A 24,696-nucleotide genomic window follows, 5' to 3' on the forward strand; every position below is an offset into this window, starting at 1 on the left:
CTGCATTGGCGGCGCTTCCCCGTTTAATCCTGGCCCTGCCATCTTCTTTTCCCGTTTCCTGGAGTCGCCATGACTGAATCAGAATTCAACAGCCTTGCGGCACAAGGCTATAATCGCATTCCACTCGTGCTCGAGACCTTCGCTGATCTCGACACGCCGCTGTCCGTTTATCTGAAATTAGCCAACAAGCCTTATTCCTATTTGCTCGAATCGGTGCATGGAGGAGAGCGCTTTGGGCGTTATTCGTTTGTGGGGCTTCCCGCGTCGACACGTATCGAGGTGCGTGGAACCCTGATCCGCATCATGGATGGCGCAAAGATAAAGGAAATCGAGGCCGCCGACCCGCTGGCGTTTATCGAGACTTATCTTTCACGTTTCAAGGTTGCGCCGCACGGCGCACTGCCGCGTTTTTGCGGTGGCCTGGTCGGTTATTTCGGTTATGACGCCGTGCGCTATATCGAGAAAAAACTCGCGGGCCAGGCCCGGCCCGATACCATCGATTCCCCGGACATACTGCTATTGCTGTCGGAAGAACTCGCAGTGGTCGACAATCTCGCAGGCAAGCTCTATCTCATCGTCTATGCGGCCCCGCAGGAAACAGGACTGTCGGGGGCATACCGGGGTGCAATGGTCCGCCTCAAGCAATTGCTGGCCGATTTGCGCAAGCCTGTGGAGATTCCGGTCGAGGCGCCATCTGAGCCAGGGGAGACAGCTTCGGAGTTCAGCAAGGGGAACTTCATCCAGGCGGTGGAACGCGCGAAGCGCTATATTTTTGACGGTGACATCATGCAGGTCGTGTTGTCGCAGCGCACGAGCAGGGCTTACAGTGCCTCGCCGCTCGCGATGTATCGTGCCCTGCGCAGCCTCAATCCTTCTCCTTACATGTTCTATTATGATTTCGGCGACTGCCAGGTGGTCGGTGCTTCCCCGGAAATCCTGGTGCGGCTCGAGGGAGACAGCATCACGGTTCGTCCCATTGCCGGAACCCGTCCGCGCGGCAAGACTTTGCAGGAGGATGCGGCGCTATCCGAGGATTTGCTGGCGGACCCTAAAGAGCGAGCCGAGCATGTGATGCTGATGGATCTCGGACGAAACGATATCGGGCGCGTTGCGCAAGTGGGTACGGTGAAGGTGACGGAAAACATGAAAATCGAGCATTACTCGCATGTGATGCACATCGTTTCCAACGTGGATGGAAAGCTGAAACCGGGGCTTGGTGCGATGGACGTGCTGCGCGCCACCTTTCCCGCAGGCACGGTAAGCGGCGCGCCGAAGGTGCACGCCATGCAGATCATCGACGAACTGGAAGTTTCCAAACGGGGGATTTACGCGGGTGCGGTAGGGTATCTCGGATTCAACGGAGACATGGATCTCGCCATTGCGATTCGTACCGGCATAATCAAGGATGGAAAACTGCATGTACAGGCCGGGGCAGGTATCGTTGCCGATTCGGTCCCGATAAACGAGTGGGTCGAGACGCAAAATAAGGCCAAGGCACTGCTTCGGGCCGCCGAAATAGCGGAGATGGGTCTGGATACGAAAATCGGTTAAAAGAGGCCGTGCTTTTCAGTCCGGCAAGGGCCTCTTCGATGAATCGAGTGGGCTCATCCATGGCAACGATGGCGGCCGATGTCCTGACCTCCTATCTTCCGCTTTCGTAAACCCATTGCAGTAATGCATCCATGGCGGCCTGGGCGTCGCCGGATCTGGGATGGTTTACGAAGAACACGACGACAACCCGCCTCCCAGCCTTGTCCAGCATGTAGCCGGCCATGGTTCTTGCGCCCTCCAGCAACCCCGTCTTGATGTGAGCCTGCCGGGCCGCTGCTGTGCCTTCCAGCCGTTTTTTCATGGTGCCGTCGATCCCCGTGATGGGCAGGGATGAAATGAATTCCGGCATCACCGGACTCTGGAACGCCCGAAGCAGGAGCTTGCCGATGTGGCCCGCGCTGATGCGCTCGTTGCGCGACAGCCCCGATCCGTTCTCTATTACCAGTTCCGGAAAATTCAAATCCCTCGACGCAAGCCATTGCCTGATTGCCGCTTCCGATCTGGCCAAAGTGGCAGGTGTGCCGCTGGACTGGCCGCTGCCCGGACCGAACGGGAGTTCTGTTCCCTCCTGCCGCCTGGACCCCAAAGCAAGATAGAGTTGCCGCGCGGCGATATTATTGCTGAATTTATTGATGTCGCGGACGATTTCGGATAGCGGCGGAGATTCGTGCGTCTCCAGCGGGAATTGCCCCTGGGGTGCGGTGCCGGGCCGTACTTTTCCACGAAACAGCCCTCCTTGTTCAATCCAGAATTGCTTGAAAAGACCGAAAGTATATGAAAGGCTGTCGTGCAGGCTGAGATGCAGGTTTTTTTCCCCGCAGTCGGAGGAATAGGTGCCGTTGAGCGCGACCGAAGCACGGTTGCCGTTCGTGAAATTTCCCTGGATTTCAGCGCCAAGCGCATCTCGCCACGCGTCGCATTTACCACTGGTGAGCTTCAGGTTATTGGTTAGATCGAGCAGGTCGGGAAGGGGATCGATGACGACCCGGACCGCCTTGCTTTCAGAGTGCGGAACGAGACGCAGCGCAAGGGTTTTGTAATTGACCATCACCGCTTCTGGAAATACGTTGTAGACACGGTAGGGCTTTCCGTCGAACGCTGCCGGGTCGCCGGGGGGAATATCGAAGTAGCTGTTATCGACTATCAGATCTCCTGTGATCTCTCTCAACCCCGTTTGCCGCAGGCGCCGCGTGAGGAGCCAGAAATTTTCGAGATTGAGCTTGGGGTCGCCATACCCCTTGATGACCAGATCGCCCTGCAGAGTGTCGCCATTCATGACGCCGTTCGCGTACAGCTCGGTTTTCCACGTATAAGCCGGTCCCAGCATTTCGAGTCCCGCGAAAGTCGTGAGGAGCTTCATTACGGATGCAGGATTCATTGCCCTGCCGGCATTCAAGGCAATCAGCGGCCTGCCCGCGCCGATTTCATGAACATATACTCCTGTCGCGGATTCAGGAATGGCTGCCCGCCGTAGCGCCTGGCTGACGGATGGCGGCAATTCGCTGGAAAAAGCGTGCAGAGGCGGGAGAAGAAACGCTACAAGCAGCGAAATCGCCAGTTTGAGCAATTTCAGTACTTGTCTCACATGTTCGAACCTGACAGGCATGAGCCGGTGACCTGCTCCTTTGCAACACGAATAATGGGGCGCATGGGTTTGCTCACGGTAATTCCTATGGGGCCTTCACCACTGACTCATCCGGATGCAAGAGCACCAAGTCGCCTTCCGGCTACGGTCGTAGAGGTATTTATTGTCCATCTACTTGAAATTCAGCATGAGAAACCCTATTATTAGCACTCGGCAAGTGTGAGTGCTAATAATAGTCAGGCTCCCGCCGGAAGCTTGCTTTATAGAATATCAGTTTTTCCGGCAGCTTTTCATCGTTAATCCCATCTTAAACAACAGGAGAAAGAAATATGCAAATTCGTCCCTTGCATGACCGCGTTATTGTCAAGCGGCTGGAAGAAGAACGTAAAACTGCTTCTGGCATCGTCATACCCGATAGTGCCGCGGAGAAGCCTGATCAAGGCGAAATCGTCGCAGTGGGCAAAGGCAAGGTCGGTGATGATGGCAGCGTTCGTCCACTGGAAGTGAAGGTAGGAGATAGAGTGCTCTTTGGCAAATATTCGGGGCAGACGGTCAAGGTGTCGGGCGATGAGCTCCTGGTGATGCGGGAAGAAGACATCATGGGCGTAATCGAAGGCTGATTGGCCAGCAGCGACTTACACAACATTTTCTGGAAATTAGGAGAAAAAGATTATGGCAGCGAAAGAGGTGAAATTTGGCGATCCGGCCCGCCACAAAATGGTTGCCGGAGTGAATATTCTTGCTGATGCGGTCAAGGTTACCCTGGGGCCCAAAGGCCGCAATGTGGTATTGGAGCGTTCGTACGGCGCCCCCACGATCACCAAGGATGGGGTTTCCGTAGCAAAGGAAATCGAACTGAAAGACAAGTTCGAGAACATGGGCGCGCAAATGGTGAAGGAAGTTGCGAGCAAGACCTCTGACGTGGCCGGCGATGGCACGACCACGGCGACGGTGCTTGCGCAGTCGATTATCAAGGAGGGCATGAAGTATGTAGCCGCCGGCATGAATCCGATGGATCTGAAGCGTGGTATCGATAAAGCCGTCAGCGCCACGGTGGATGAATTGAAGAAACTATCCAAACCCTGTACGACCGGCAAGGAAATCGCACAGGTTGGAAGTATTTCCGCCAATTCCGATCTGGAAATCGGCAAGATCATCGCGGATGCGATGGATAAGGTGGGCAAGGAAGGCGTGATAACGGTGGAAGACGGCTCCGGACTGCAAAACGAGCTGGAGGTCGTGGAGGGGATGCAGTTCGACCGCGGCTATCTTTCGCCTTATTTCATCAATAATGCGGAAAGGCAGATCGCGCTGCTCGAAAATCCGTTTGTTTTGCTGCATGACAAGAAAATTTCGAATATCCGGGAATTGCTGCCGGTACTGGAACTGGTCGCCAAGGCTGGCAAGCCGCTTCTCATCATTGCCGAGGATGTGGATGGCGAAGCGCTGGCAACGCTGGTGGTGAACAACATGCGCGGCATTCTCAAGACCTGCGCGGTCAAGGCGCCGGGTTTTGGAGATCGGCGCAAGGCCATGCTGGAAGATATCGCTATCCTGACAGGGGGTACCGTTATCGCCGAGGAAGTGGGTTTGTCCCTGGAGAAAGCAACGCTGAAGGAGCTGGGCCAGGCCAAGCGCATCGAAGTCGGCAAGGAAGAAACCACGGTTATCGATGGTGCGGGGGATGCTCAAAACATCCAGGGTCGCGTCAAGCAGATCCGCGCCCAGATAGAAGAGGCAACCAGCGACTATGACAAAGAGAAGCTGCAGGAACGTGTCGCGAAACTGGCGGGCGGGGTGGCGCTGATCAAGGTTGGCGCCGCTACTGAAGTTGAAATGAAAGAGAAAAAAGCACGTGTGGAAGATGCGCTGCATGCGACCCGCGCCGCGGTGGAAGAAGGTATCGTTCCTGGCGGTGGCGTGGCGTTATTGCGTACTCGCGCTGCGGTGAACAACGTCAAGGGCGATAACCACGACCAGGACGCCGGCATCAAGATCGTCCTCAGGGCGCTGGAGGAGCCGCTGCGCCAGATCGTCGCGAATTGCGGCGACGAGCCCTCCGTGGTCATCAACAAGGTGCTGGAGGGTTCCGGCAACTTCGGTTACAACGCTGCCACCAGTGAATATGGCGATATGGTGGAAATGGGCGTGCTCGATCCGACCAAGGTTACCCGTTACGCCCTGCAGCACGCCGCTTCTGTCGCAAGCCTCATGCTGACCACGGATGCCCTGGTCGCAGAGCTGCCGAAGGAAGAAGCCGGTGGCGGCATGGGCGGTGGCATGGGCGGCATGGGCGGCATGGGCGGCATGGGCGGTATGGACATGTAATTTCGCGCATTCCGCCTTGCTCGATATGCAGGAAACCCCGCTGCGGCGGGGTTTTTTTTGGAATGAGCATGCCTGGCATGTATATACGGACTTCACGACTTCAGTTCATCTAGCTGGAACAGCGGGAGAATTTACGAATATTCGCCTGCTCACTTATAATCCTTATAATCCGAAATCATCAGAAATCCCATCAGGGGTTCATGAGAGCTGCCACCGGGAAATTTTGAGTAAATCCGGCAATCTTCGCGAAACAGGTGTCAACAGGCCCTGGCTAGCCGCGACTACTGACGGACTCGCTCCTCCGCTGCAGGCCGCCGGCAGCGGCCGAACATAAGCCACTCCGCGTCGGAACGGGACTATCGGGCATCTTTATTTATATGACTCCAGATCAGTATTGCCAGGAAAAGGCGATCCAGAGCGGTTCCAGTTTCTACTACAGTTTTCTTTATCTGCCCTCGGAAAAGCGCCGCGCCATTACGGCGCTCTATGCTTTTTGCCGAGAGGTGGATGACGTGGTGGATGAGTGCACCGATGTGTCGGTAGCGCGGGCGAAACTCGCCTGGTGGCGGCAGGAAACCGCCGCCATATTTGATGCCACCGCAGGAAACAAGCCCAGCCATCCGGTGGCCAAGGCTTTGGCGGAAGTGGCGGACTCGTTCAGTCTGACAGCGGAACGGTTGAATCAGATCATCGATGGAATGGAAATGGATCTCGATTACAACCGCTATGCCGATTTCGAAACCCTGAGGCTTTACTGCTACCATGTGGCGAGCGTGGTCGGCTTATGCTCCGCCGAAATATTCGGATATAGCAATCCCGAGACCTTGAAGTATGCGCAGGATCTGGGCCTGGCTTTTCAGCTTACCAATATCATACGTGACGTCGGAGAAGATGCCCGCCGGGATCGTATTTATCTGCCGCAGGACGAATTGGCGCGATTTGGCGTGACCGATGAGGACATACTTCATTCACGAGAGACCGACGGCTTCCGGCGAATGATGGAATTCCAGATCGGGCGGGCGGAGAGCTATTACATCAGTGCTTTCGATGCGCTGCCTGCCGAAGACCGTAAAAACCAGCGGGCGGGAATCATCATGGCGGCCATTTATCGGACGCTGCTGAAAGAGATCAAGGAAGACGGTTGTCATGTCATGCGGCAGCGTATGAGTCTTACGCCTGTGCGCAAGCTCTGGATAGCATGGGCTACCTGGCTCAAGGGATAAATGGGATAAATAGGATAAATCGAGGATGAGATCCAGGATTCGTTTTCCATATGAGCGGTATCTCGTCCGGAAATGCTATGGATGGGGCGTCTGTTCATGAGTGAATCTCCATTCATTCCGGATTTGACCGATTATCGGCCATCCAGGGACTTACTCAGGGACCGCGTTATTCTCGTCACCGGGGCGGGACAGGGACTGGGCCGCGCGGCCGCCCTCGCATTTGCGGTGCATGGAGCTACCGTCATCCTTCATGGACGCAATGTCGGAAAACTGGAGCAGGTGTATGATGATATCGAGCAGGCTGGCGGAATGCAGCCCGCAATTTTTCCGCTTGATTTGGAGAATGCCGGCACGAAGGATTTTGACGCGCTTGCCCAGGCGATCAAGCTCCAGTTGGGCAGGCTGGATGGCATTCTGCATAATGCCGCGTTGCTGCCTGGCTTGAGTCCCTTGAATAATCAGACGTTCGAGCAATGGCATGCATCTCTGCGTGTCAATCTGATTTCGCCATTTGCGCTTACTCGCGCGTGTTTTCCACTGTTGAAAGCGTCGGCAGACGCCAGCGTCGTCATGACCTCCGATACTCACGGACATACTCCGGCCGCATACTGGGGTGCTTTTGCCGTTGCCAAGGCCGGCGTGGAGGCGCTCGTGAAGATCCAGGCCCAGGAATGGGAAATGGTTCCGCATCTACGGATCAATACATTGATTCCCGGCCCTGTCCGCAGTCCGCAACGGGCGCGCACCCATCCGGGAGAAATAAAGCAGACGATGCGAGATCCTCAGGACCTGACCTCGCCTTATCTGTATCTCATCGGTCCCGATAGTAGAGCTGTCAGCGGCAGAACAGTGTTTTGTTAGCGCTTTCCGGTGTGGCTGCGGCAGCCCGGAGAAAAAGGTATAATCGATCAGGGAATCTTGGAATCATTCGAAAACCCTCCCATGCAGTTCAGTTGTAGTTCAGAGGTTGCTGAGGCACCAGCAGGAAAGCGGCGAGCGAAAGTGGCGGAATTGGTAGACGCACCAGATTTAGGTTCTGGCGCCGAAAGGTGTGGGGGTTCGAGTCCCCCCTTTCGCACCAACGGAATCGCGGCACTGGCGGGTGTGTATCGCCAATGATATAGCTGGCGCGTCGAAGACAAGGCCGTTGGGATTAAGCGCGGAAGCGGAATAACACTCAATCAATCAGGGAAATGCAATGCAATCGAATATCGAAGACCTTGGCGCGCTTGAGCGTCGCCTTAGTGTTTCGGTCCCTCAGGAGAAAATCGAGGCAGAAGTCGAAAATCGCCTGAAGAAATTGGCGCATACGGCAAGAATACACGGTTTTCGCCCGGGAAAAGTTCCACTGAAAATCGTTGCTCAGCAGTATGGATCCCAGGTGCGGCAGGAGGTGCTCGGCGATGTGCTGAAAAGTAATTTCAGCGAGGCAGTGCGTGAGGGGAATCTCCGGGTGGCGGGTTATCCTCGCTTTGAGCCAAAGCAGGCTGAAGGCAAAACTTCGGATCTTGAATTTAGTGCAACATTTGAAGTCTATCCCGAGGTGGTGTTGGGTGATCTGGCTCATGTTCGGATAGAAAAACCCGTAGTAAAGGTTATGGAGAGCGATGTCGACCAGACAGTGGAGACATTGCGCAAGCAGCGGGTTCAGTACGAACCGGCGAACCGGCCGGCGGTTGCGGGAGACCGTATCAATATCGATTACCAGGGCTTGGTGGACGGAGCGGAATTTGCGGGCGGCAAGGCAGAGAATTTTACCCTCGTGCTGGGCGAGGGCAGGCTTCTCAAGGACTTCGAAGCACCGCTGGCCGGCATGGGCGCCGGCCAGAGCAAAACGTTTGAAGTTGTTTTCCCTGCAGACTATCATGGGAAGGAGATCGCGGGAAAAGCAGTGACATTTGAAGTAAGGCTGAATGGAGTCGAATCGCCCAGGTTGCCGGACGTTGACGAGGAATTCGCCCGATTGTTGGGCGTGGCTGATGGAGATGTGCAAAAAATGCGCCGGGAGATCGAGGCGAACCTCGAGCGCGAAGTGTCCCAGCGGGTAAAGATGAAGGCAAAGGAACAAGTCATGCAGGCGTTACTCGATTCCACCGAGATTCTGGCGCCCAGGGCCCTGGTGGAAATGGAAACCGAGCGCCTGATGCAGGATGCGCGCAAAGATCTTGCATCCCGAGGGATGAGCGCAAAAAACATGGCGCTGCCTCCTGACTTGTTTCGGGAGCGGGCCCAGCGCAGGGTGAGCCTGGGATTGATTCTGGGGGAACTGGTCAAGGCGCATGGGCTGCATCCCAAAGCGGAGCAGGTGCGCGCGGTTGTCGAGGATTTGTCGCAAAGCTACGAAAATCCGGCCGAGGTGGTCAAGTGGCACTACGCCGAGCCTGATCGCCTGCATGACGTGGAATCGGCTGTTCTGGAGGATAATGTGGTGGTATGGGTGCTGGACCGGGTTGCGGTGGAGGACAAGCCAGTAACGGTGGATGAATTGATGGGAAAAACATGACATGACGCATCGACTTGACTGGAAACAGGGGGGGATTGATCCGACGGGGTTGGGCCTTATCCCGATGGTGATAGAAACGAGCGGGAGAGGAGAGCGTGCCTACGATATTTATTCCCGGCTGCTCAGGGAGAGGGTGATATTCCTGGTGGGGCCTGTGACGGAGGCATCAGCGAACCTGGTGGTGGCGCAACTGCTGTTTCTCGAATCCGAGAATTCGGATAAGGACATTTATTTCTACATCAACTCTCCCGGAGGCCTCGTTTCAGCGGGAATGGCGGTTTACGACACGATGCAGTATATTAAGCCTGACGTCAGCACGCTTTGCATAGGGCAGGCGGCAAGCATGGGATCGCTGTTGCTGACGGCCGGCGCGAAGGGGAAACGCTTTTGTCTTGCCAATTCTCGCGTCATGATCCATCAGCCGATGGGCGGTTTTCAGGGACAAGCGTCGGACATTGAAATACATGCCAAAGAAATCCTGTTTCTTAAAAGCCGCCTAAATGAACTTATGGCGAAGCATACCGGCCAAAGCATACAGACGATAGAAAGGGACACGGACAGAGATAATTTTCTCAGTGCGGAGGAAGCAGTAAAATACGGTCTGGTGGACGCGGTTCTCACTTCCAGGGATGAGGTCGCTGGTTGAGGTGATCAGAACCATGGCAGGCTTGCTTATTTCCTACGAGCGTGACGGCTCGAAGAACGCGGGATAACACTATGTCAGAAAAAACTACTGGCGAGAAGCTTCTTTATTGTTCCTTTTGCGGCAAGAGCCAGCATGAAGTGAAGAAGCTTATCGCCGGTCCATCGGTATTCATTTGCGACGAATGCATCGAGCTTTGCAACGATATCATCCGGGAGGAAATACAGGGAGCGGAATCCGCCAAGCTGGCCAAGTCGGATTTGCCGGTTCCGCACGAGATCCGTCAAATCCTGGATCAATATGTCATCGGGCAGGAGCAGGCAAAAAAAATTCTTTCGGTAGCGGTTTATAACCACTACAAACGCTTGCGGAACCTGGCAAAGGTTGGAGAAGCGGACGATATCGAGCTGAGCAAAAGCAATATCCTGCTTATAGGGCCGACGGGTTCGGGCAAGACGCTGCTGGCGCAGACGCTTGCGCGCCTTCTGGATGTGCCTTTCGTCATGGCAGATGCTACCACCCTTACCGAAGCGGGCTATGTGGGCGAGGATGTCGAAAACATCATCCAGAAATTGCTGCAGAAATGCAATTACGATGCGGAAAAAGCCCAGCAAGGCATCGTTTACATAGATGAAATAGACAAGATTTCGCGCAAATCGGACAATCCTTCGATTACCCGCGACGTATCCGGAGAAGGGGTCCAGCAGGCGCTGCTGAAACTGATAGAGGGCACCATTGCGTCGGTCCCGCCACAGGGGGGCAGAAAGCATCCGAACCAGGAATTTGTCCAGGTCGATACGACGAACATCCTTTTTATTTGCGGAGGCGCCTTCGATGGTTTGGATAAGGTGATACGCGCCCGGTCGGAAAAAGGTGGCATCGGTTTCAGCGCAAACGTGAGAAGCAGCGATAATCGGAAGGACTCTGGCAGCTTGTTGCGCGGCGTGGAGCCGGAAGATCTCGTCAAGTATGGACTGATTCCGGAATTCGTCGGGCGGTTGCCGGTAGTTGCAACATTGGAAGAACTGGATGAATCGGCCCTGATCCAGATTCTGACCGAGCCGAAAAACGCACTTATCAAGCAGTATCAGAAAATGTTCAATATGGAGGGCGGTGTCGATCTCGAATTTCGTGAACAGGCTCTCAAGGCAATTGCAAAAAAAGCGCTGGCACGTAAAACGGGAGCGCGCGGCTTGCGTTCCATCCTGGAAAGCACGCTGCTGGATACGATGTTCGATCTCCCGTCACTCGAGAATGTCGCCAAGGTTGTGATTGATCACGGCTCTGTAGGCGGAGATATCAAGCCTATTCTGATCTATTCGGATAAGCCGAAAGTAGCAAAGAGCTTTTGACCGGCTCTGCATGCGATCGCCTCGCCTTGAATTTTCCCGCGGGATCCCCATTATCCTTGTTCGTCTTCTATAGGTGAACCGAAATGTCTTCTCCAGTTACCGATTCCCAGCAAATGTCATTGCCGTTATTGCCCTTGCGCGATGTCGTGGTGTTTCCGCACATGGTGATTCCTCTCTTTGTCGGACGGCCCAAATCCATCAAGGCTCTCGAGATTGCCATGGAGTCCGGCAAGAGCATCCTTCTTGTCGCGCAGAAATTCGCCGCCAAGGATGAGCCCGCGCCGGACGATCTCTACAGTGTTTGCAGCGTTGCGAACCTGCTGCAGATGCTCAAATTGCCGGACGGCACGGTCAAGGTTCTGGTCGAAGGCAGCCGCCGCGCTCGCATCGCAAAGATCATCGATGACAGTACCTATTTTGCCGGCCAGGCCGTGCTATTGCCCCCGGACGCCGCCGATAACCATGAGGTCGAGGCAATGCGCCGCGCGATGCTTGCCCAGTTTGACCAGTACGTAAAACTCAACAAGAAGATTCCGCCGGAAATTCTTACCTCGCTGAGCGGCATCGATGAGGCGGGACGCCTTGCGGATACCATTGCCGCGCATCTGCCTTTGAAGCTGGAGCAAAAGCAGGAGGTGCTGGAAATTTTCGATGTGCCGAAGCGTCTGGAACACTTGCTGGGTCTGCTGGAGACTGAACTCGATATCCTCCAGGTGGAAAAACGCATTCGTGGCAGAGTAAAGCGCCAGATGGAGAAAAGCCAGCGCGACTATTATCTCAACGAGCAGGTAAAAGCGATTCAGAAGGAACTGGGCGAAGGGGAAGATGGCGCCGATCTGGAAGAGATCGATAAAAAGATCAAAGCCGCGCAGATGTCGAAGGAAGGCCGCGCCAAGGCCGAAGCGGAGTTGAAGAAGCTGCGTCTCATGTCCCCCATGTCGGCGGAAGCCACAGTGGTCAGGAACTATATCGACTCGTTGGTGGCGCTTCCATGGAGGAAAAAGAGCAAGATCAGCAAGAATCTGAGCGTTGCCGAAGAGATTCTGGAGCAGGACCACTATGGACTCGACAAAGTCAAGGAGCGGATTGTCGAATATCTCGCCGTGCAGCAACGGGTGGACAAACTGAAAGCCCCCATTCTGTGCCTGGTAGGGCCGCCCGGTGTAGGCAAGACATCTCTCGGGCAATCCGTTGCTCGCGCTACCAACCGGAAATTCGTCCGCATGTCGCTGGGGGGCGTGCGGGACGAAGCGGAGATACGGGGTCATCGGCGCACCTATATCGGGTCCATGCCGGGCAAAATCCTGCAAAACATGACAAAGGTAGGCGTCAAGAATCCCTTGTTCCTGCTCGATGAGGTGGACAAGATGGGCATGGATTTCCGGGGCGACCCGTCGTCAGCCCTTTTGGAAGTGCTCGATCCGGAGCAGAACAATTCCTTCGTGGATCATTATGTCGAGGTCGAATACGATTTGTCCGACGTAATGTTCGTGGCGACGGCGAATACCCTGAACATACCGCCCGCTTTGCTGGATCGGATGGAAGTGATCAGGTTGTCAGGTTATACCGAGGATGAGAAGCTCAATATCGCTACGCGCTACCTCCTGCCCAAGCAGATGAAAAATCATGGGCTGAAGGAAGAAGAGCTCACCGTATCCGAATCCGCGTTGCGTGATATCACCCGCTACTACACACGGGAAGCCGGGGTACGGGCGATGGAGAGGGAAATTTCCAAAATATGCCGGAAAGTGGTCAAGGCGCTGCTGCTCAAAGGCGATCAGAAAAAGATTACGATAAGTGGCCGTAATCTGGACAAGTACCTCGGGGTGAGGCGTTATACCTACGGCGTTGCCGAGGAAAAAAACCAGATTGGACAGGTTACGGGTCTCGCATGGACAGAAGTCGGCGGGGAGTTATTGACTATCGAAGCCGTCGTGCTGCCCGGAAAAGGGAAGACGATCACGACGGGTAAGCTCGGAGAAGTGATGCAGGAGTCGGTCCAGGCTGCGCTATCCGTGGTGCGGAGCCGTTCGAGAACGCTGGGTATCGCTGACGATTTCTATCAGAAGAATGATATACATATCCATCTTCCCGAGGGAGCCACGCCCAAGGACGGTCCCAGCGCCGGCATCGGTATCTGTATCGCCATGGTTTCAGCGTTGACTGGTATCGCGGCCCGCGCGAACGTGGCAATGACTGGAGAAATCACGTTGCGCGGCGAGGTTTTGCCCATAGGGGGGCTGAAGGAGAAACTTCTGGCGGCTAACCGGGGGGGAATAAAAATAGTCCTGATTCCCGAGGACAACGTCAAGGACCTGACAGAGATTCCCGAGAACATCAAGAACCGGCTGGATATTCATCCGGTTAAATGGATCGATCAGGTGCTCGATCTGGCGCTGGAACGCAAACCGGAAGGACTTCCCGTCCCCAAGTCTCCCGTTCCGGCGCCGGTCGCGGTCGAAGAGGATGGGGCATCGAGCACGCTGATAAAGCACTAACAGTCTGTCGGACCAGAAGTACCAAAGCGAAAATGTGATAGGGTAAGGATGGATTTTGACGATTTTGAAGGCCAATAGTTGTTCTATTGATCGAAAAAGCGGCGAAATATAGGCCAGCCAAGCGCTTTTGCAGCCGATTTCCTTTAAGTCCGACAGACTGGTGGGATGCATCTGTAGCATTCCGGGTGTGATGCTTCCCGGAAACACATCGAGCACGTGCGCTTTGTCGTGCCGCTGAATTCCTGCTTTCGTGATTATCGCCATGCCGCTGGCGATGTGCGCGATGTGTTGTGGAAGGGGTTATTCAAAAGTCTTCGGGAAAGCGGATCTGTCCCATTCAGGCATGCCAAAAATAGCGCCTGGATATTCGTTGGGCATGATTATCCTGAATCCGGCAATTGACCGCTCGTTTCCAGTTTAGGGTCATGATCCACAAAGACTATTCATGGTAATCGACGTTACCTGTATGGCGAGCCCGCTACAGGGCGGATTTGCGGTTTTGCGGTACAGGGGACTATGTTGCAGCTCCTTGGAATGGAATGACCATTGCGCGTCGTTGCGCCTTGCGCTGCACTGCAAAAACCGCACACTCCATCCTGCCCAACTACCGGATTTAGGACTATCCAGCCCTCGCGAAAATGCCATTCATCAGGTGGAAGGTGGCGTTCCTGCAGTAAATTAGGGCAAGATGGGTTTATCGAAATATTTCCACAATTGCTTGACCAAGCCCAAACGGCTTGATATAAAACGTGTGCAGGGTTTTTTTGTAACTCTTTTAACAATAATGAAAGGGGAAATCACGTGAATAAATCTGAACTGATCGACGCCATCGCCAAGTCTTCCGATATTTCAAAAGCCTCTGCCGGTAGTGCGCTGGACGGGGCGCTCAATGCAATTAAAGCCGCCCTTAAAAAAGGCCAGAGCGTGACGCTTGTCGGATTCGGAACCTTTCGGGTGGGGAAGCGCGCTGCCCGTACTGGCCGCAATCCACGCACCGGAGCTGCGATCAAGATTAAAGCCGCCAAGGTGCCGAAATTCACCGCTGGCAAGGCACTCAAGGATGCAGTAAACTAGCGCTTTCGATAGGGTGCTTAGCTCAGTTGGTAGAGCGTCGCCCTTACAAGGCGAATGTCGGCGGTTCGACCCCGTCAGCACCCACCAGCAGGGTATCGCAGAATATTGGGAGTGGTAGTTCAGTTGGTTAGAATACCGGCCTGTCACGCCGGGGGTCGCGGGTTCGAGTCCCGTCCACTCCGCCAGATTATTATGCCAAGCCAGGCGAACGCGAGTTCGCCTTTTTTATTCGTTGTGTATCCATAATGTTCGATTTCGTTCACCAAAAAAGACGTATAGTTCAGATTATTCTGGCACTTGCCGCATTGCCATTCCTTTTCTGGGGTATCGAATCCTACCGCAGCAGCGGTGAAGGGGACGATTATCTTGCCTTGGCGGCCGGTGAAAAGATTCAGCGCCAGGAGTTTGATCAGGCCATGCGCAATCAACAGGAAAGCATGCGAGCCACCATGGGGGAGAGATTCAATGACAGCCTGCTCGAGAACCCCGAGGTCAAAGTTGCGGTCCTGGAAGGGCTGATTCAGCAGAGATTGTTGAAGCACGAAGCTGCACGCGTGGGACTCGCGGTGCCAGACTTGCAGCTTATCGAAATGATACAGAATATTTCCGCATTCCAGGAGGACGGACAGTTTTCCAAACAACGCTACGAAGAATTGCTGCGTGCCCAGGGTATGAGTCCGCGAACCTTTGAGGCGCGCGTGCGGCAGGAACTGATGCGCCAGGAGCTGATCGCTCCTTACGGCGAGCACGGATTTGTTCCGACATCAGTGGTGATGGGCGTGATGCGCCTGAGTGACGAAAAGCGCGAGGTGAACCTGGCCCGGTTATTACCCGAGCAATTCCTTTCCCAGGTCAAACCCGATGATTCTGCCATCAAGGCTTATTACGACAGCCACCAGCAGGAGCTCCAATTGCCGGAACAGGTTCGGGTGGAGTACGCGGTGTTGTCCCAGGATGAGCTGGCCAAGCAAATTGGTGTAAGCGAGGATGAGGCTAGAAAATACTTTGACGAGCATAAAAGTGAATTCGGGGGAACGGAGGAGCGCCGCGCAAGCCACATCCTGATCGGTGCGCCTTCATCCGCGTCGAACGAGGAAAAATCGGCGACACGCGCCAGGGCGGAGCAATTGCTTGCTCAGGCAAGGCAGGCGCCACAGAAATTCGCGGAACTGGCAAAGCAGAATTCGCAGGATCCCGGGTCGGCCGTACAAGGGGGCGACCTCGGCTTTTTTGCGCGCAACTCGTTGGTCAAGCCTTTCGAAGATGTCGTCTTTCAGATGAAGATGGATGAGATCAGTGATGTGGTTGAGACGGACTTTGGTTTTCATATCATCAAGCTCACCGGGATAAAGGATGCCAAAGCCATCGATTTCAGCGAGGTGAAAAATCGGGTCGAGGAAGAATTGAAAAACCAGAAATCGGCGAAGAGCTTCGCTGAAACGGCCGAAAATTTTAGCAACATGGTGTACGAGCAGAGCGATAGCCTGCAACCAGCCGCTGCAAAGTTTAATTTGCAGGTTCAACAGAGCGGCTGGCTGACCAGAAACGATACAACGTCCCCTTATTTTTCGAATGCCAGGCTGATGCAAGCGATTTTTTCTGAAGAGGCCATCAAGAATAAACAGAATACGGAAGCGGTCGAGGTATCGCCAAATACGCTCGTTTCAGCCAGGGTCGTCGAGCACCGGCCTGCATCGGCGCCTTCCCTTGCGGCGGTAAGGGAAAAAATCAGCGGGATCATCGCGCGCAAAGCAGCCGAAGAGGCCGTCTCGAAGGAAGGAAAGGAAAAGCTTTCGCAACTGCAAGCGGGCAATACGGGATCGGTCAAGTGGGAAGGAGCTGAGCAGATATCGAGGATAGAGCCAAAAGGTCTCGACCATGAGACCTTGCGCGCGGTTTTCAAGGTAGAGACGAGGCATCTGCCTGCGTACGCCGGCGTGGCCAGTCCTGAAGGTGGATACACCTTGATTCGCGTGACCCGGGTGTTCGAACCGGCTCTGCCTGGACCCGAGCAGCAGAAGATTTTTGCCCGGCAGTTTCAGCAGGTGTTAAGCCAGGAGGAGCTTTCCGCTTACCTTGGCGGGGTCAGGAAACGATACGACGTATCGGTGAAGAGTGGCGTTTTCGATAGGAAATAACAGGCCAGATCAGGATTCCGCCATATCGAATGCGACAATATTGAATCCGGCATCGACATGCGTGATTTCACCGGTGATGCCGCTAGCCAGATCACTGCAGAGAAAAGCAGCGGTATTGCCTACTTCCATAATGGAAACATTGCGCCGCAATGGCGCGACTTTCTCCGTGTAGCTCAACAGTTTACCGAAATTTCCTATGCCCGCTGCTGCAAGGGTTTTGATAGGACCTGCGGAAATCGCGTTTACCCGGATGCCCTTGGGGCCGAGACTGGATGCCATGAAGCGCACGTTTGCTTCCAGGCTTGCCTTCGCGACACCCATTACGTTGTAATTGGGCATTACGCGCATCGCTCCCAGGTAGGTCAGCGTCAAAAGTGATCCATTCCGGCCCTGCATCAGCGGCTCTCCGGCTTTTGCCAGTGCTGCGAAACTATAGGAACTGACGTCATGGGCAATGCGAAAGGCTTCGCGGTTCACGGTATCGAGATAGTCCCCGCTTAAGGACTCGCGTGGAGCAAAGGCGATAGAGTGAACGATGCCATCAAGGCTATCCCAATGCTTTCCCAGGTCTTCAAAGCAACGGGTGATCTCGTCATCCTTCGATACGTCGCAAGGAAACAGCAAATTACTTTCGAATTCGGTGATAATTTTTTCCACGCGCGCTTTTATACCTTCTCCCTGGTAGGTAAAGGCGAGCTCGGCACCTTCCCGATGCATGGCTTTGGCAATGCCATAGGCTATAGAGCGATTACTGAGCAGCCCGGTGATGAGAATGCGTTTATTCGCGAGAAGTGCCATGTCATATCCCTGCAGATTGGAGAAATCCTGGGAATTATAGCCGCAAGCGCGGGAGACTTGTAGAATCATGAGGAATCCCGCTTCCCGCATCTTTTCGCCGCCAAATCCATTCCCCGGTATTTCCGCCAATCCATGGTTTTGAAAACGCAATTCAAGTATCTGATGCTGCTGCTCGTCATCTTCATTTGCGCCTGCAGCGGCAATCCGTGGAATAATCCGTATCCCGCGAAAGACGCGGGTAGGAACATCCTTTACAGCGCTTTTGCCGAAAGGCCGAAGCATCTTGATCCGGTCCAGTCATACAGTTCGAATGAGATCCTGTTTACCGCACAGATCTATGAGCCCCCGTTGCAGTATCATTATCTGAAGCGTCCCTTTACGCTGATCCCGTTCGCGGCGGCACGGATGCCCGAGACCGTATATCTCGACCGGAATGGAACTCGCCTTCCCCAGAATGCCGACGCCGAACAAATCGCCTACACGATTTACGAGATCTCTATCAAGCCGGGAATCCGATATCAGCCGCATCCCGCTTTCGCCAGGGACGAGCAGGGTGAATTCCGCTACCACCATCTGCCCGAGGAAGAGCTGGCCAAGATTCATAAGCTGAACGACTTCGCGCACACCGGTTCACGGGAATTGGCTGCTGAAGATTATGTTTTTCAAATCAAACGGCTGGCTCATCCACGGCTTCATTCACCAATTTTCGGACTTATGTCCGATTACATCGTGGGCTTGAAGGAATATTCCATGATTTTGCAGACGGCGGCCGCCGCGCGACTGGACGAGCAGCGTGTGGATACTTACCTGGATTTGAAAAATTTTCCGCTCGAAGGCGCGGAGGTCGTGGATACCTATACTTACCGCGTCAAGATCAAGGGGAAATATCCCCAGTTCATGTATTGGCTGGCCATGCCTTTCTTTGCTCCCATACCCTGGGAGGTGGAGCGGTTTTACAGCCAGAAGGGATTGGCGGAAAAAAATATTACGCTGGATTGGTATCCGGTAGGTACCGGTCCTTATATGTTGAGCGAGAACGATCCAAATCGCGTGATGATTCTGGAGAAGAATCCCAATTATCACGGTGAAACCTATCCGTCGGAAGGCATGCCCGATGATATAGAGGAAGGATTGCTCGCGGATGCCGGGAAGCCTCTTCCCTTCATCGACAAAGTCATATACAGCCGTGAAAGAGAAAGTATTCCGCGATGGAACAAGTTCCTGCAAGGTTATTACGACGCATCCAACATCGGATCCGACAGTTTTGATCAAGCTGTGCAACTGAGCGGCCAGGGAGAAGCAACGGTAAGCGATGAGATGAAGGAGCAGGGCATACGCCTGGAGACGGCGGTAGCGACGTCCACCAATTACATGGGCTTCAACATGCTTGATCCAGTGGTGGGAGGAGTGGGAAAGCACGGCCGGGAGGCCGCCCGCAAGCTACGTCAGGCGATTTCCATCGCGGTCGATTACGAAGAGTACGTATCGATATTCGCCAATGGCCGCGGCGTTCCGGCGCAAGGACCTATTGCTCCGGGCATTGCCGGCCACCGCGAGGGCAAGGAAGGGATCAATCCGGTGGTATACGATTGGGAAAACGGGCGGCCGCAGCGCAAGCCGATCGAGGCCGCGCGCACGCTGCTCGCTGAGGCAGGCTATCCTGGCGGCATGGATGTGAAAACAGGCGCGCCGCTGGTGCTGTATTTCGATGTCACCGCCCGCGGCGCGGAAGACAAGGCGAGCCTGGACTGGATGCGAAAGCAGTTTCAGAAGCTCAACATACAACTGGTTGTTCGAAGTACCGACTATAACCGTTTCCAGGACAAGATTCGCAAGGGTAACGCGCAAATATTCGAATGGGGATGGAATGCCGATTATCCCGACCCGGAGAATTTTTTATTCCTTCTACATGGGCCGCAGCAAAAGGTCGGTGAAGAGGGGGAAAATGCTTCCAACTATTCCAATCCGGAATACGATCGTCTGTTCGAACGGATGAAGAATATGGAAAATGGTCCGCAGCGCCAGAAAATCATCGACAGCATGGTAAGCATCCTGCGCCACGATGCGCCCTGGCTGTGGGGATATCATCCGAGGGATTATGGGCTGTACCACGCCTGGTACGGAAACGTCAAACCCAACAGGCTATCGAATAATAACGTCAAGTATTGGCGCATAGATGCAAGCCTGCGCGAGCAAAAGCGGCGCGAATGGAACAAACCGGTGCTGTGGCCCGTCGGCCTGGCATTGATCGCGCTCGTGGCAGGCCTGTTCCCCGCGCTGGTGGTTTATCGCCGCAAGGAACGGGGGACGGGGATTCAAGGCAGTGTCCCAGGCGCAAACGAGTTCGGAAATTTGAATGCTTAACTATATTATCCGGCGTTTGTTCTACGCGATCCCCATTCTCATCGGCGTAAATCTGATTACCTTTACCTTGTTTTTCGTGGTCAACACGCCGGATGACATGGCGAGGATGCAACTGGGAATCAAGCGCGTCACGCCCGATGCCATCATCAAGTGGAAGCAGGAACGCGGCTATGACAAGCCGCTGCTGTTCAATGAGGGGGAACGGGGGCTTGCCCAGCTTACGCACACCATTTTTTTCGAGAAATCCGTCGCAATGTTCGCTTTTCGTTTCGGACGGGCCGACGATGGCCGTGACATCGCGTACGAAATCAAATCCCGCATGATGCCCAGCCTTGCGATTGCTTTGCCGGTTTTTGTACTGGGGCTGGGTGTCTATGTCGTTTTTGCGCTGACCATGGTATTTTTCCGGGCAACTTATGTCGATTTCTGGGGAGTAGTGCTGTGCGTCGCGCTGATGTCCATCTCCAGCCTGTTTTATATCATCGCGGGGCAGTTTCTGATCAGCAAGTTATGGCATCTGGTGCCCATTTCCGGATATGGACAGCACCTGGACGTGGCCAAATTCCTCGTTTTGCCCGTAATCATCGGCGTGGCGAGCAGCGCAGGCGCCAATACACGCTGGTATCGCACCCTGTTTCTGGAGGAAATGGGGAAGGACTACGTGCGCACCGCACGGGCCAAGGGTCTGGCGGAAAGTATCGTGCTGTTTCGGCATGTGCTTAGAAACGCGTTGATCCCCATACTTACCGGGGCGGTGGTAGTCATCCCGTTATTGTTCCTGGGCAGCCTTATTGCGGAATCCTTTTTTGGCATTCCCGGGTTGGGCAGCTACACCATCGACGCGATCAATTCCCAGGATTTTGCGGTGGTTCGCGCCATGGTTTTTCTGGGATCGCTGCTTTATATCGTCGGACTGATATTAACCGACATTTCCTACACGCTGGTTGATCCCCGGATAAGGCTGGAATGATGCCTTCCGATTAGACGCATGTCTTTCAAGCCCGTAATCCTCTGGACCGATGCTCTCGTCTACCTGCTTGTCGCGGGACTGTTCGTTTTCGCCTGGTACGTATGGCGTAATGAGCATCTGCTTGTGCCATGGCGGCGTGTGGCGCATAGCGCAAGCGGCATGTCGGCGCTTACCGTGCTGGTATTCTTTATCTCTGTCGGAATGCTCGATACCATGCATTTTCGCCCGGCGATAGAGAATGGCGGTGGCGGCATGGGCGAAACTGCCTACAGCGTCGAAGTTTTGAGCCTGCTTGACTTGGTGGCCGCCCCTTTGAGAACCCGTGTGGAAAAAACCTATTCCGCTCCCTTTGCCGCGCATCTCTATGCCAAGGAAACGGTGGAACTCCCGGATGGGGGGCAGGTGCGTGAGTTTCCTCGCCTTAAATATGGGGGAGCCCATTTGCAAGACCCGGAGGCGGAACGTATGGCCGATGTGATAAAGAGATCCGCGGCGGGAGCAGCCATGGGGCTGGTTGTCTGGGGTCTCGCGATAGTCTCATTAGGTATATTATTGGGGCGCGGCGATGGCAAAGGATGGCGCTGTGCGCTTTCTGCTGTTTTTTGCGGCAGCACGGCGGTTCCCTGGAGGGCGATATGCATCACCCTGGCATTGATGCTTTTGTTCTCCGGCGCCGCCTTGGCGCTGTGCGGCTATTACCATATATTCGGTACCGACAAGGTCGGGCAGGATGTCTTTTACCAGTCATTGAAAGGCGTCCGCACCGGTCTGGTGATAGGGACGCTTACCACACTGATGATGCTTCCATTCGCGCTGCTGCTCGGAATTACCGCCGGTTACTTCCGGGGATGGGCAGACGATATAATCCAGTACCTGTATACCACACTGAGTTCGATTCCAGGCGTGCTGCTGATCGCGGCAGCCGTGTTGATGATGCAGGTATATATGGAGACTCGCCCCGAGTTGTTCGATACCATCGCGGCCCGTGCCGATCTGCGTCTGCTGTTTCTTTGCCTCATACTTGGCGTTACCAGCTGGACTGGCTTGTGCCGCCTTCTGCGAGGCGAAGCCCTGAAGCTTCGCGAGATGGAGTACATACAGGCTGCTCACGCATTCGGTGTTTCCCATTGGCGGATCATCACCCGCCATATACTCCCCAACGTCATGCATATTGTACTGATCAGCACGGTAATGGATTTCAGTGGACTGGTTCTGGCGGAGGCGGTTTTGTCGTACGTCGGCGTAGGGGTGGATCCTTCGATGATCAGTTTTGGCACCATGATCAATGCAGCGAGGCTCGAAATGGCGCGTGAGCCCATGGTGTGGTGGGCATTGCTTGCAGCATTCGCTTTCATGTTTGCACTGGTTTTGAGCGCCAATCTTTTTGCTGATGCAGTGCAAAGCGCATTTGATCCAAGGATAAGAATCTTATCGATAAAAACCGGAGCATTGCGTCGGAAGAAATCGGGAGGCGAACCGGCAAGGACTTATTCAGAGACGCCATAGGACCTCCCTTTCGATGAGTACCATACTGCAGATCAATAATCTTGAAACCGTGCTGCATACGCCGGCCGGTCCGGTTTGGGCGGTGGATGGAGTCACGCTGGAAATTTCGAAGGGCGAAACCTTTGTGTTGATCGGGGAATCCGGCTGCGGAAAGTCCATGACAGCCCTTTCGGTCATGCGCCTATTGCCGGAGGTCGGAGAAATTGTGGGGGGATCGGTGCGGCTGGGTGGTGTCGATTTGCTTCTCCAGCCGGAAATCGCCATGCGCACCATTCGCGGCAAACGTATCAGCATGATTTTTCAGGAGCCCATGCTGAGCCTGAATCCGGTAATGACAGTAGCGGCGCAGATAGGCGAAGTGTTGAAGCGCCACTTCAACCTGGGGGCTGCGGCAACGCAAAAACGCATACTGGAAATATTGAACCAGGTGGGGATTCCCGACGCCGCGAGGCGCATGGAGGAGTATCCATTCCAGTTCTCCGGGGGCATGAAGCAGCGAATGATGATAGCCATGGCCCTGGCTGGGGAGCCGGAGCTTCTCATCGCCGATGAGCCTACCACTGCCCTGGATGTCACCATCCAGGCACAGGTACTCGATCTGCTGCGTACATTGCAGCAGAGAGATGGCATGGCGATCCTGCTCATTACCCATGATCTGGGCGTAGCAGCGGAGATGGCCCACAAGGTGGCGGTGATGTACGCCGGGGAGATCGTGGAAACGGCGAACCGTGCGCAATTCTTCCAGAATCCGGTGCACCCGTATTCGCGGAAACTGTTTGCCTCGCTGCCGGGGAAGGCGCGCCGCCGGCAGGGCCTGCCGTTAGCGGTCATCACGGGAAACGTGCCGCCTCTGTCAAGCGAATTTACCGGCTGCCGTTTTGCAAAACGCTGTGACCAGGCGTGGGGATTGTGCCATGATGCCGCACCCGGTTGGGTCGAAGTTTCCGCTGGTCATAAGGTAAGATGCCATCTTTTCAGTGAGAGCGCCAAACTGGAAGCTCCGGCCGGGTGGCTGAAAAAGGGAGCCACGGACGCGCCGCAGGAATCCAGTACGAAGGGCAGGCTCCTGAGCTCGAACCACCTGATCCACGAAGCGTGTCTATTATCCGTCAGCGCCCTGAAGGTTTACTTTCCCATACGCAAGGGTTTGATGAAACGCGTGGCGGGATATGTAAAAGCGGTGGATGGCGTATCATTGGCGATATACCGGGGCAAGACCCTGGCACTGGTAGGAGAATCGGGCTGCGGTAAAACGACTGTGGGAAAAGGCATCCTGCAACTGATCCCCCCATCCGCGGGTAGCGTGCAGTACAAGGGTATCGAGCTTGTCCGGCTGGAGCGCGGCCGCTTGCGTAAAATGCGCGCGGAATTTCAGCTCATATTCCAGGATCCCTACTCATCACTTAATCCCAGGATGCGTATCGCCGATATCATCGAGGAGGGCATGAATGCGCTGGCAGCAGGGCAAAAGGAGGATGTGGGAATAGCTGGCGATGGGCCCGCCATGGCGGAAATGACAAAAGCAGCCAGAGTGGACGCGCTTCTGGAAAGCGTTGGACTGCCGCCGGAAGCAAAATGGCGCTATCCTCACGAATTTTCGGGAGGGCAGCGCCAGCGTATTGCCATCGCCCGTGCCCTGGCCGTCAACCCCAAGCTGATCATTTGCGATGAACCAACGAGCGCGCTGGACGTATCGGTCCAGGCCCAGATTCTGAACCTGTTGAAAAATCTGCAAAATCGGCTGGGATTGGCGTATCTTTTCATCACACATAACATATCCGTCGTCGAGTATGTTGCGGATGAAGTCGCAGTGATGTATCTGGGGCGGATCGTGGAGCGCGGGAGCGTGGACGATATCCTGGAAAATGCCAGGCATCCCTATACTCAGGCGCTGCTATCCGCGGTTCCCGTGGTCGAGCCTGAATCCAGACGTCATGTCATGCCGCTACATGGAGATCTTCCTTCACCTGCCAACCCTCCCCGAGGTTGCCATTTTCACCCACGTTGCCCCCACGTGATGCAGGTATGCCGCGAAAGCTATCCTGGCATCAGCATTTTCAACTCGACACACACGACGCGCTGCTATCTGTATCCCCAGGATGCCTCGGCATCGGGGGAAGCACAAGCAGAAGTACAAGCGCAAGCATAGAAATACATAGGAAT

The 24,696-nt window shown here is 54.8% G+C and carries 17 protein-coding genes and 3 tRNA genes; 18 read left to right on the forward strand and 2 right to left on the reverse strand.

What is annotated here, in order from left to right; genetic code table 11:
• The first annotated feature begins 69 nt into the window (after positions 1–69).
• A complete protein-coding gene (trpE, locus tag ACZ5CE_RS02640; protein WP_464576207.1) occupies positions 70–1,551 on the forward strand; it encodes an anthranilate synthase component I in 1,482 nt (493 codons plus the stop codon).
• A gap of 91 nt (positions 1,552–1,642) precedes the next feature.
• On the opposite strand, the gene dacB is transcribed toward trpE, so the two are convergent.
• A complete protein-coding gene (dacB, locus tag ACZ5CE_RS02645) occupies positions 1,643–3,157 on the reverse strand; it encodes a D-alanyl-D-alanine carboxypeptidase/D-alanyl-D-alanine endopeptidase (RefSeq protein WP_464576208.1) in 1,515 nt (504 codons plus the stop codon).
• Positions 3,158–3,465: 308 nt separating this feature from the next.
• Here dacB and groES point away from each other — a divergent pair, with 308 nt between their 5' ends.
• The 13 genes from groES to ACZ5CE_RS02710 all read left to right on the forward strand — a co-directional run bounded on the left by groES (position 3,466) and on the right by ACZ5CE_RS02710 (position 16,895).
• Positions 3,466–3,756, forward strand: a complete 291-nt coding sequence (groES, locus tag ACZ5CE_RS02650) for a co-chaperone GroES (RefSeq protein ID WP_464576209.1) — start codon at positions 3,466–3,468, stop codon at positions 3,754–3,756.
• A gap of 52 nt (positions 3,757–3,808) precedes the next feature.
• Positions 3,809–5,464, forward strand: a complete 1,656-nt coding sequence (gene groL / locus ACZ5CE_RS02655) for a chaperonin GroEL (RefSeq protein WP_464576210.1) — start codon at positions 3,809–3,811, stop codon at positions 5,462–5,464.
• Positions 5,465–5,841: 377 nt separating this feature from the next.
• Positions 5,842–6,687: a presqualene diphosphate synthase HpnD gene (gene hpnD / locus ACZ5CE_RS02660; RefSeq protein WP_464576211.1), complete on the forward strand. Its 846-nt coding sequence runs from the start codon at positions 5,842–5,844 to the stop codon at positions 6,685–6,687.
• 96 nt (positions 6,688–6,783) lie between these two features.
• The gene (locus ACZ5CE_RS02665; protein WP_464576212.1) at positions 6,784–7,548 is read left to right on the forward strand and encodes an SDR family NAD(P)-dependent oxidoreductase; all 765 of its coding nucleotides are present in this window, start codon (positions 6,784–6,786) and stop codon (positions 7,546–7,548) included.
• Positions 7,549–7,683: 135 nt separating this feature from the next.
• A tRNA-Leu gene (locus tag ACZ5CE_RS02670) sits at positions 7,684–7,768 on the forward strand.
• Between the two features lie 117 nt (positions 7,769–7,885).
• Positions 7,886–9,190, forward strand: a complete 1,305-nt coding sequence (tig, locus tag ACZ5CE_RS02675) for a trigger factor (RefSeq protein ID WP_464576213.1) — start codon at positions 7,886–7,888, stop codon at positions 9,188–9,190.
• A gap of 1 nt (position 9,191) precedes the next feature.
• Positions 9,192–9,836, forward strand: coding sequence for an ATP-dependent Clp endopeptidase proteolytic subunit ClpP (gene clpP / locus ACZ5CE_RS02680; RefSeq protein ID WP_464576214.1), 645 nt, complete (start codon positions 9,192–9,194; stop codon positions 9,834–9,836).
• Between the two features lie 71 nt (positions 9,837–9,907).
• Positions 9,908–11,185, forward strand: coding sequence for an ATP-dependent Clp protease ATP-binding subunit ClpX (gene clpX / locus ACZ5CE_RS02685; protein WP_464576215.1), 1,278 nt, complete (start codon positions 9,908–9,910; stop codon positions 11,183–11,185).
• 83 nt (positions 11,186–11,268) lie between these two features.
• The gene (lon, locus tag ACZ5CE_RS02690; protein ID WP_464576216.1) at positions 11,269–13,683 is read left to right on the forward strand and encodes an endopeptidase La; all 2,415 of its coding nucleotides are present in this window, start codon (positions 11,269–11,271) and stop codon (positions 13,681–13,683) included.
• A gap of 801 nt (positions 13,684–14,484) precedes the next feature.
• A complete protein-coding gene (locus ACZ5CE_RS02695) occupies positions 14,485–14,757 on the forward strand; it encodes an HU family DNA-binding protein (RefSeq protein WP_464576217.1) in 273 nt (90 codons plus the stop codon).
• Between the two features lie 11 nt (positions 14,758–14,768).
• A tRNA-Val gene (locus ACZ5CE_RS02700) sits at positions 14,769–14,844 on the forward strand.
• A 21-nt stretch (positions 14,845–14,865) separates the two neighbouring features.
• Positions 14,866–14,942: transfer RNA gene (locus ACZ5CE_RS02705), tRNA-Asp, on the forward strand.
• Between the two features lie 60 nt (positions 14,943–15,002).
• Complete coding sequence (locus ACZ5CE_RS02710; RefSeq protein WP_464576218.1) at positions 15,003–16,895, forward strand: SurA N-terminal domain-containing protein; 1,893 nt, start codon at positions 15,003–15,005, stop codon at positions 16,893–16,895.
• Between the two features lie 9 nt (positions 16,896–16,904).
• On the opposite strand, the gene ACZ5CE_RS02715 is transcribed toward ACZ5CE_RS02710, so the two are convergent.
• Complete coding sequence (locus ACZ5CE_RS02715; protein WP_464577397.1) at positions 16,905–17,693, reverse strand: enoyl-ACP reductase FabI; 789 nt, start codon at positions 17,691–17,693, stop codon at positions 16,905–16,907.
• Positions 17,694–17,825: 132 nt separating this feature from the next.
• Between ACZ5CE_RS02715 and ACZ5CE_RS02720 the strand changes: the two genes are divergently transcribed.
• The 4 genes from ACZ5CE_RS02720 to ACZ5CE_RS02735 are packed head-to-tail and all read left to right on the forward strand — an operon-like array spanning position 17,826 to position 24,682.
• Positions 17,826–20,057, forward strand: a complete 2,232-nt coding sequence (locus tag ACZ5CE_RS02720; RefSeq protein WP_464576219.1) for an ABC transporter substrate-binding protein — start codon at positions 17,826–17,828, stop codon at positions 20,055–20,057.
• Positions 20,050–21,027, forward strand: coding sequence for an ABC transporter permease (locus tag ACZ5CE_RS02725; protein WP_464576220.1), 978 nt, complete (start codon positions 20,050–20,052; stop codon positions 21,025–21,027). The genes ACZ5CE_RS02720 and ACZ5CE_RS02725 overlap by 8 nt, the downstream gene beginning before the upstream one ends.
• 18 nt (positions 21,028–21,045) lie before the next feature.
• Positions 21,046–22,533 (forward strand): ABC transporter permease, encoded by a 1,488-nt coding sequence (locus tag ACZ5CE_RS02730; RefSeq protein ID WP_464576221.1) that lies wholly within the window; start codon positions 21,046–21,048, stop codon positions 22,531–22,533.
• A 13-nt stretch (positions 22,534–22,546) separates the two neighbouring features.
• Positions 22,547–24,682, forward strand: coding sequence for an ABC transporter ATP-binding protein (locus tag ACZ5CE_RS02735; protein ID WP_464576222.1), 2,136 nt, complete (start codon positions 22,547–22,549; stop codon positions 24,680–24,682).
• Positions 24,683–24,696: the final 14 nt, after the last annotated feature.

The sequence above is a fragment of the Nitrosospira sp. TNL200 genome, from assembly GCF_055386305.1.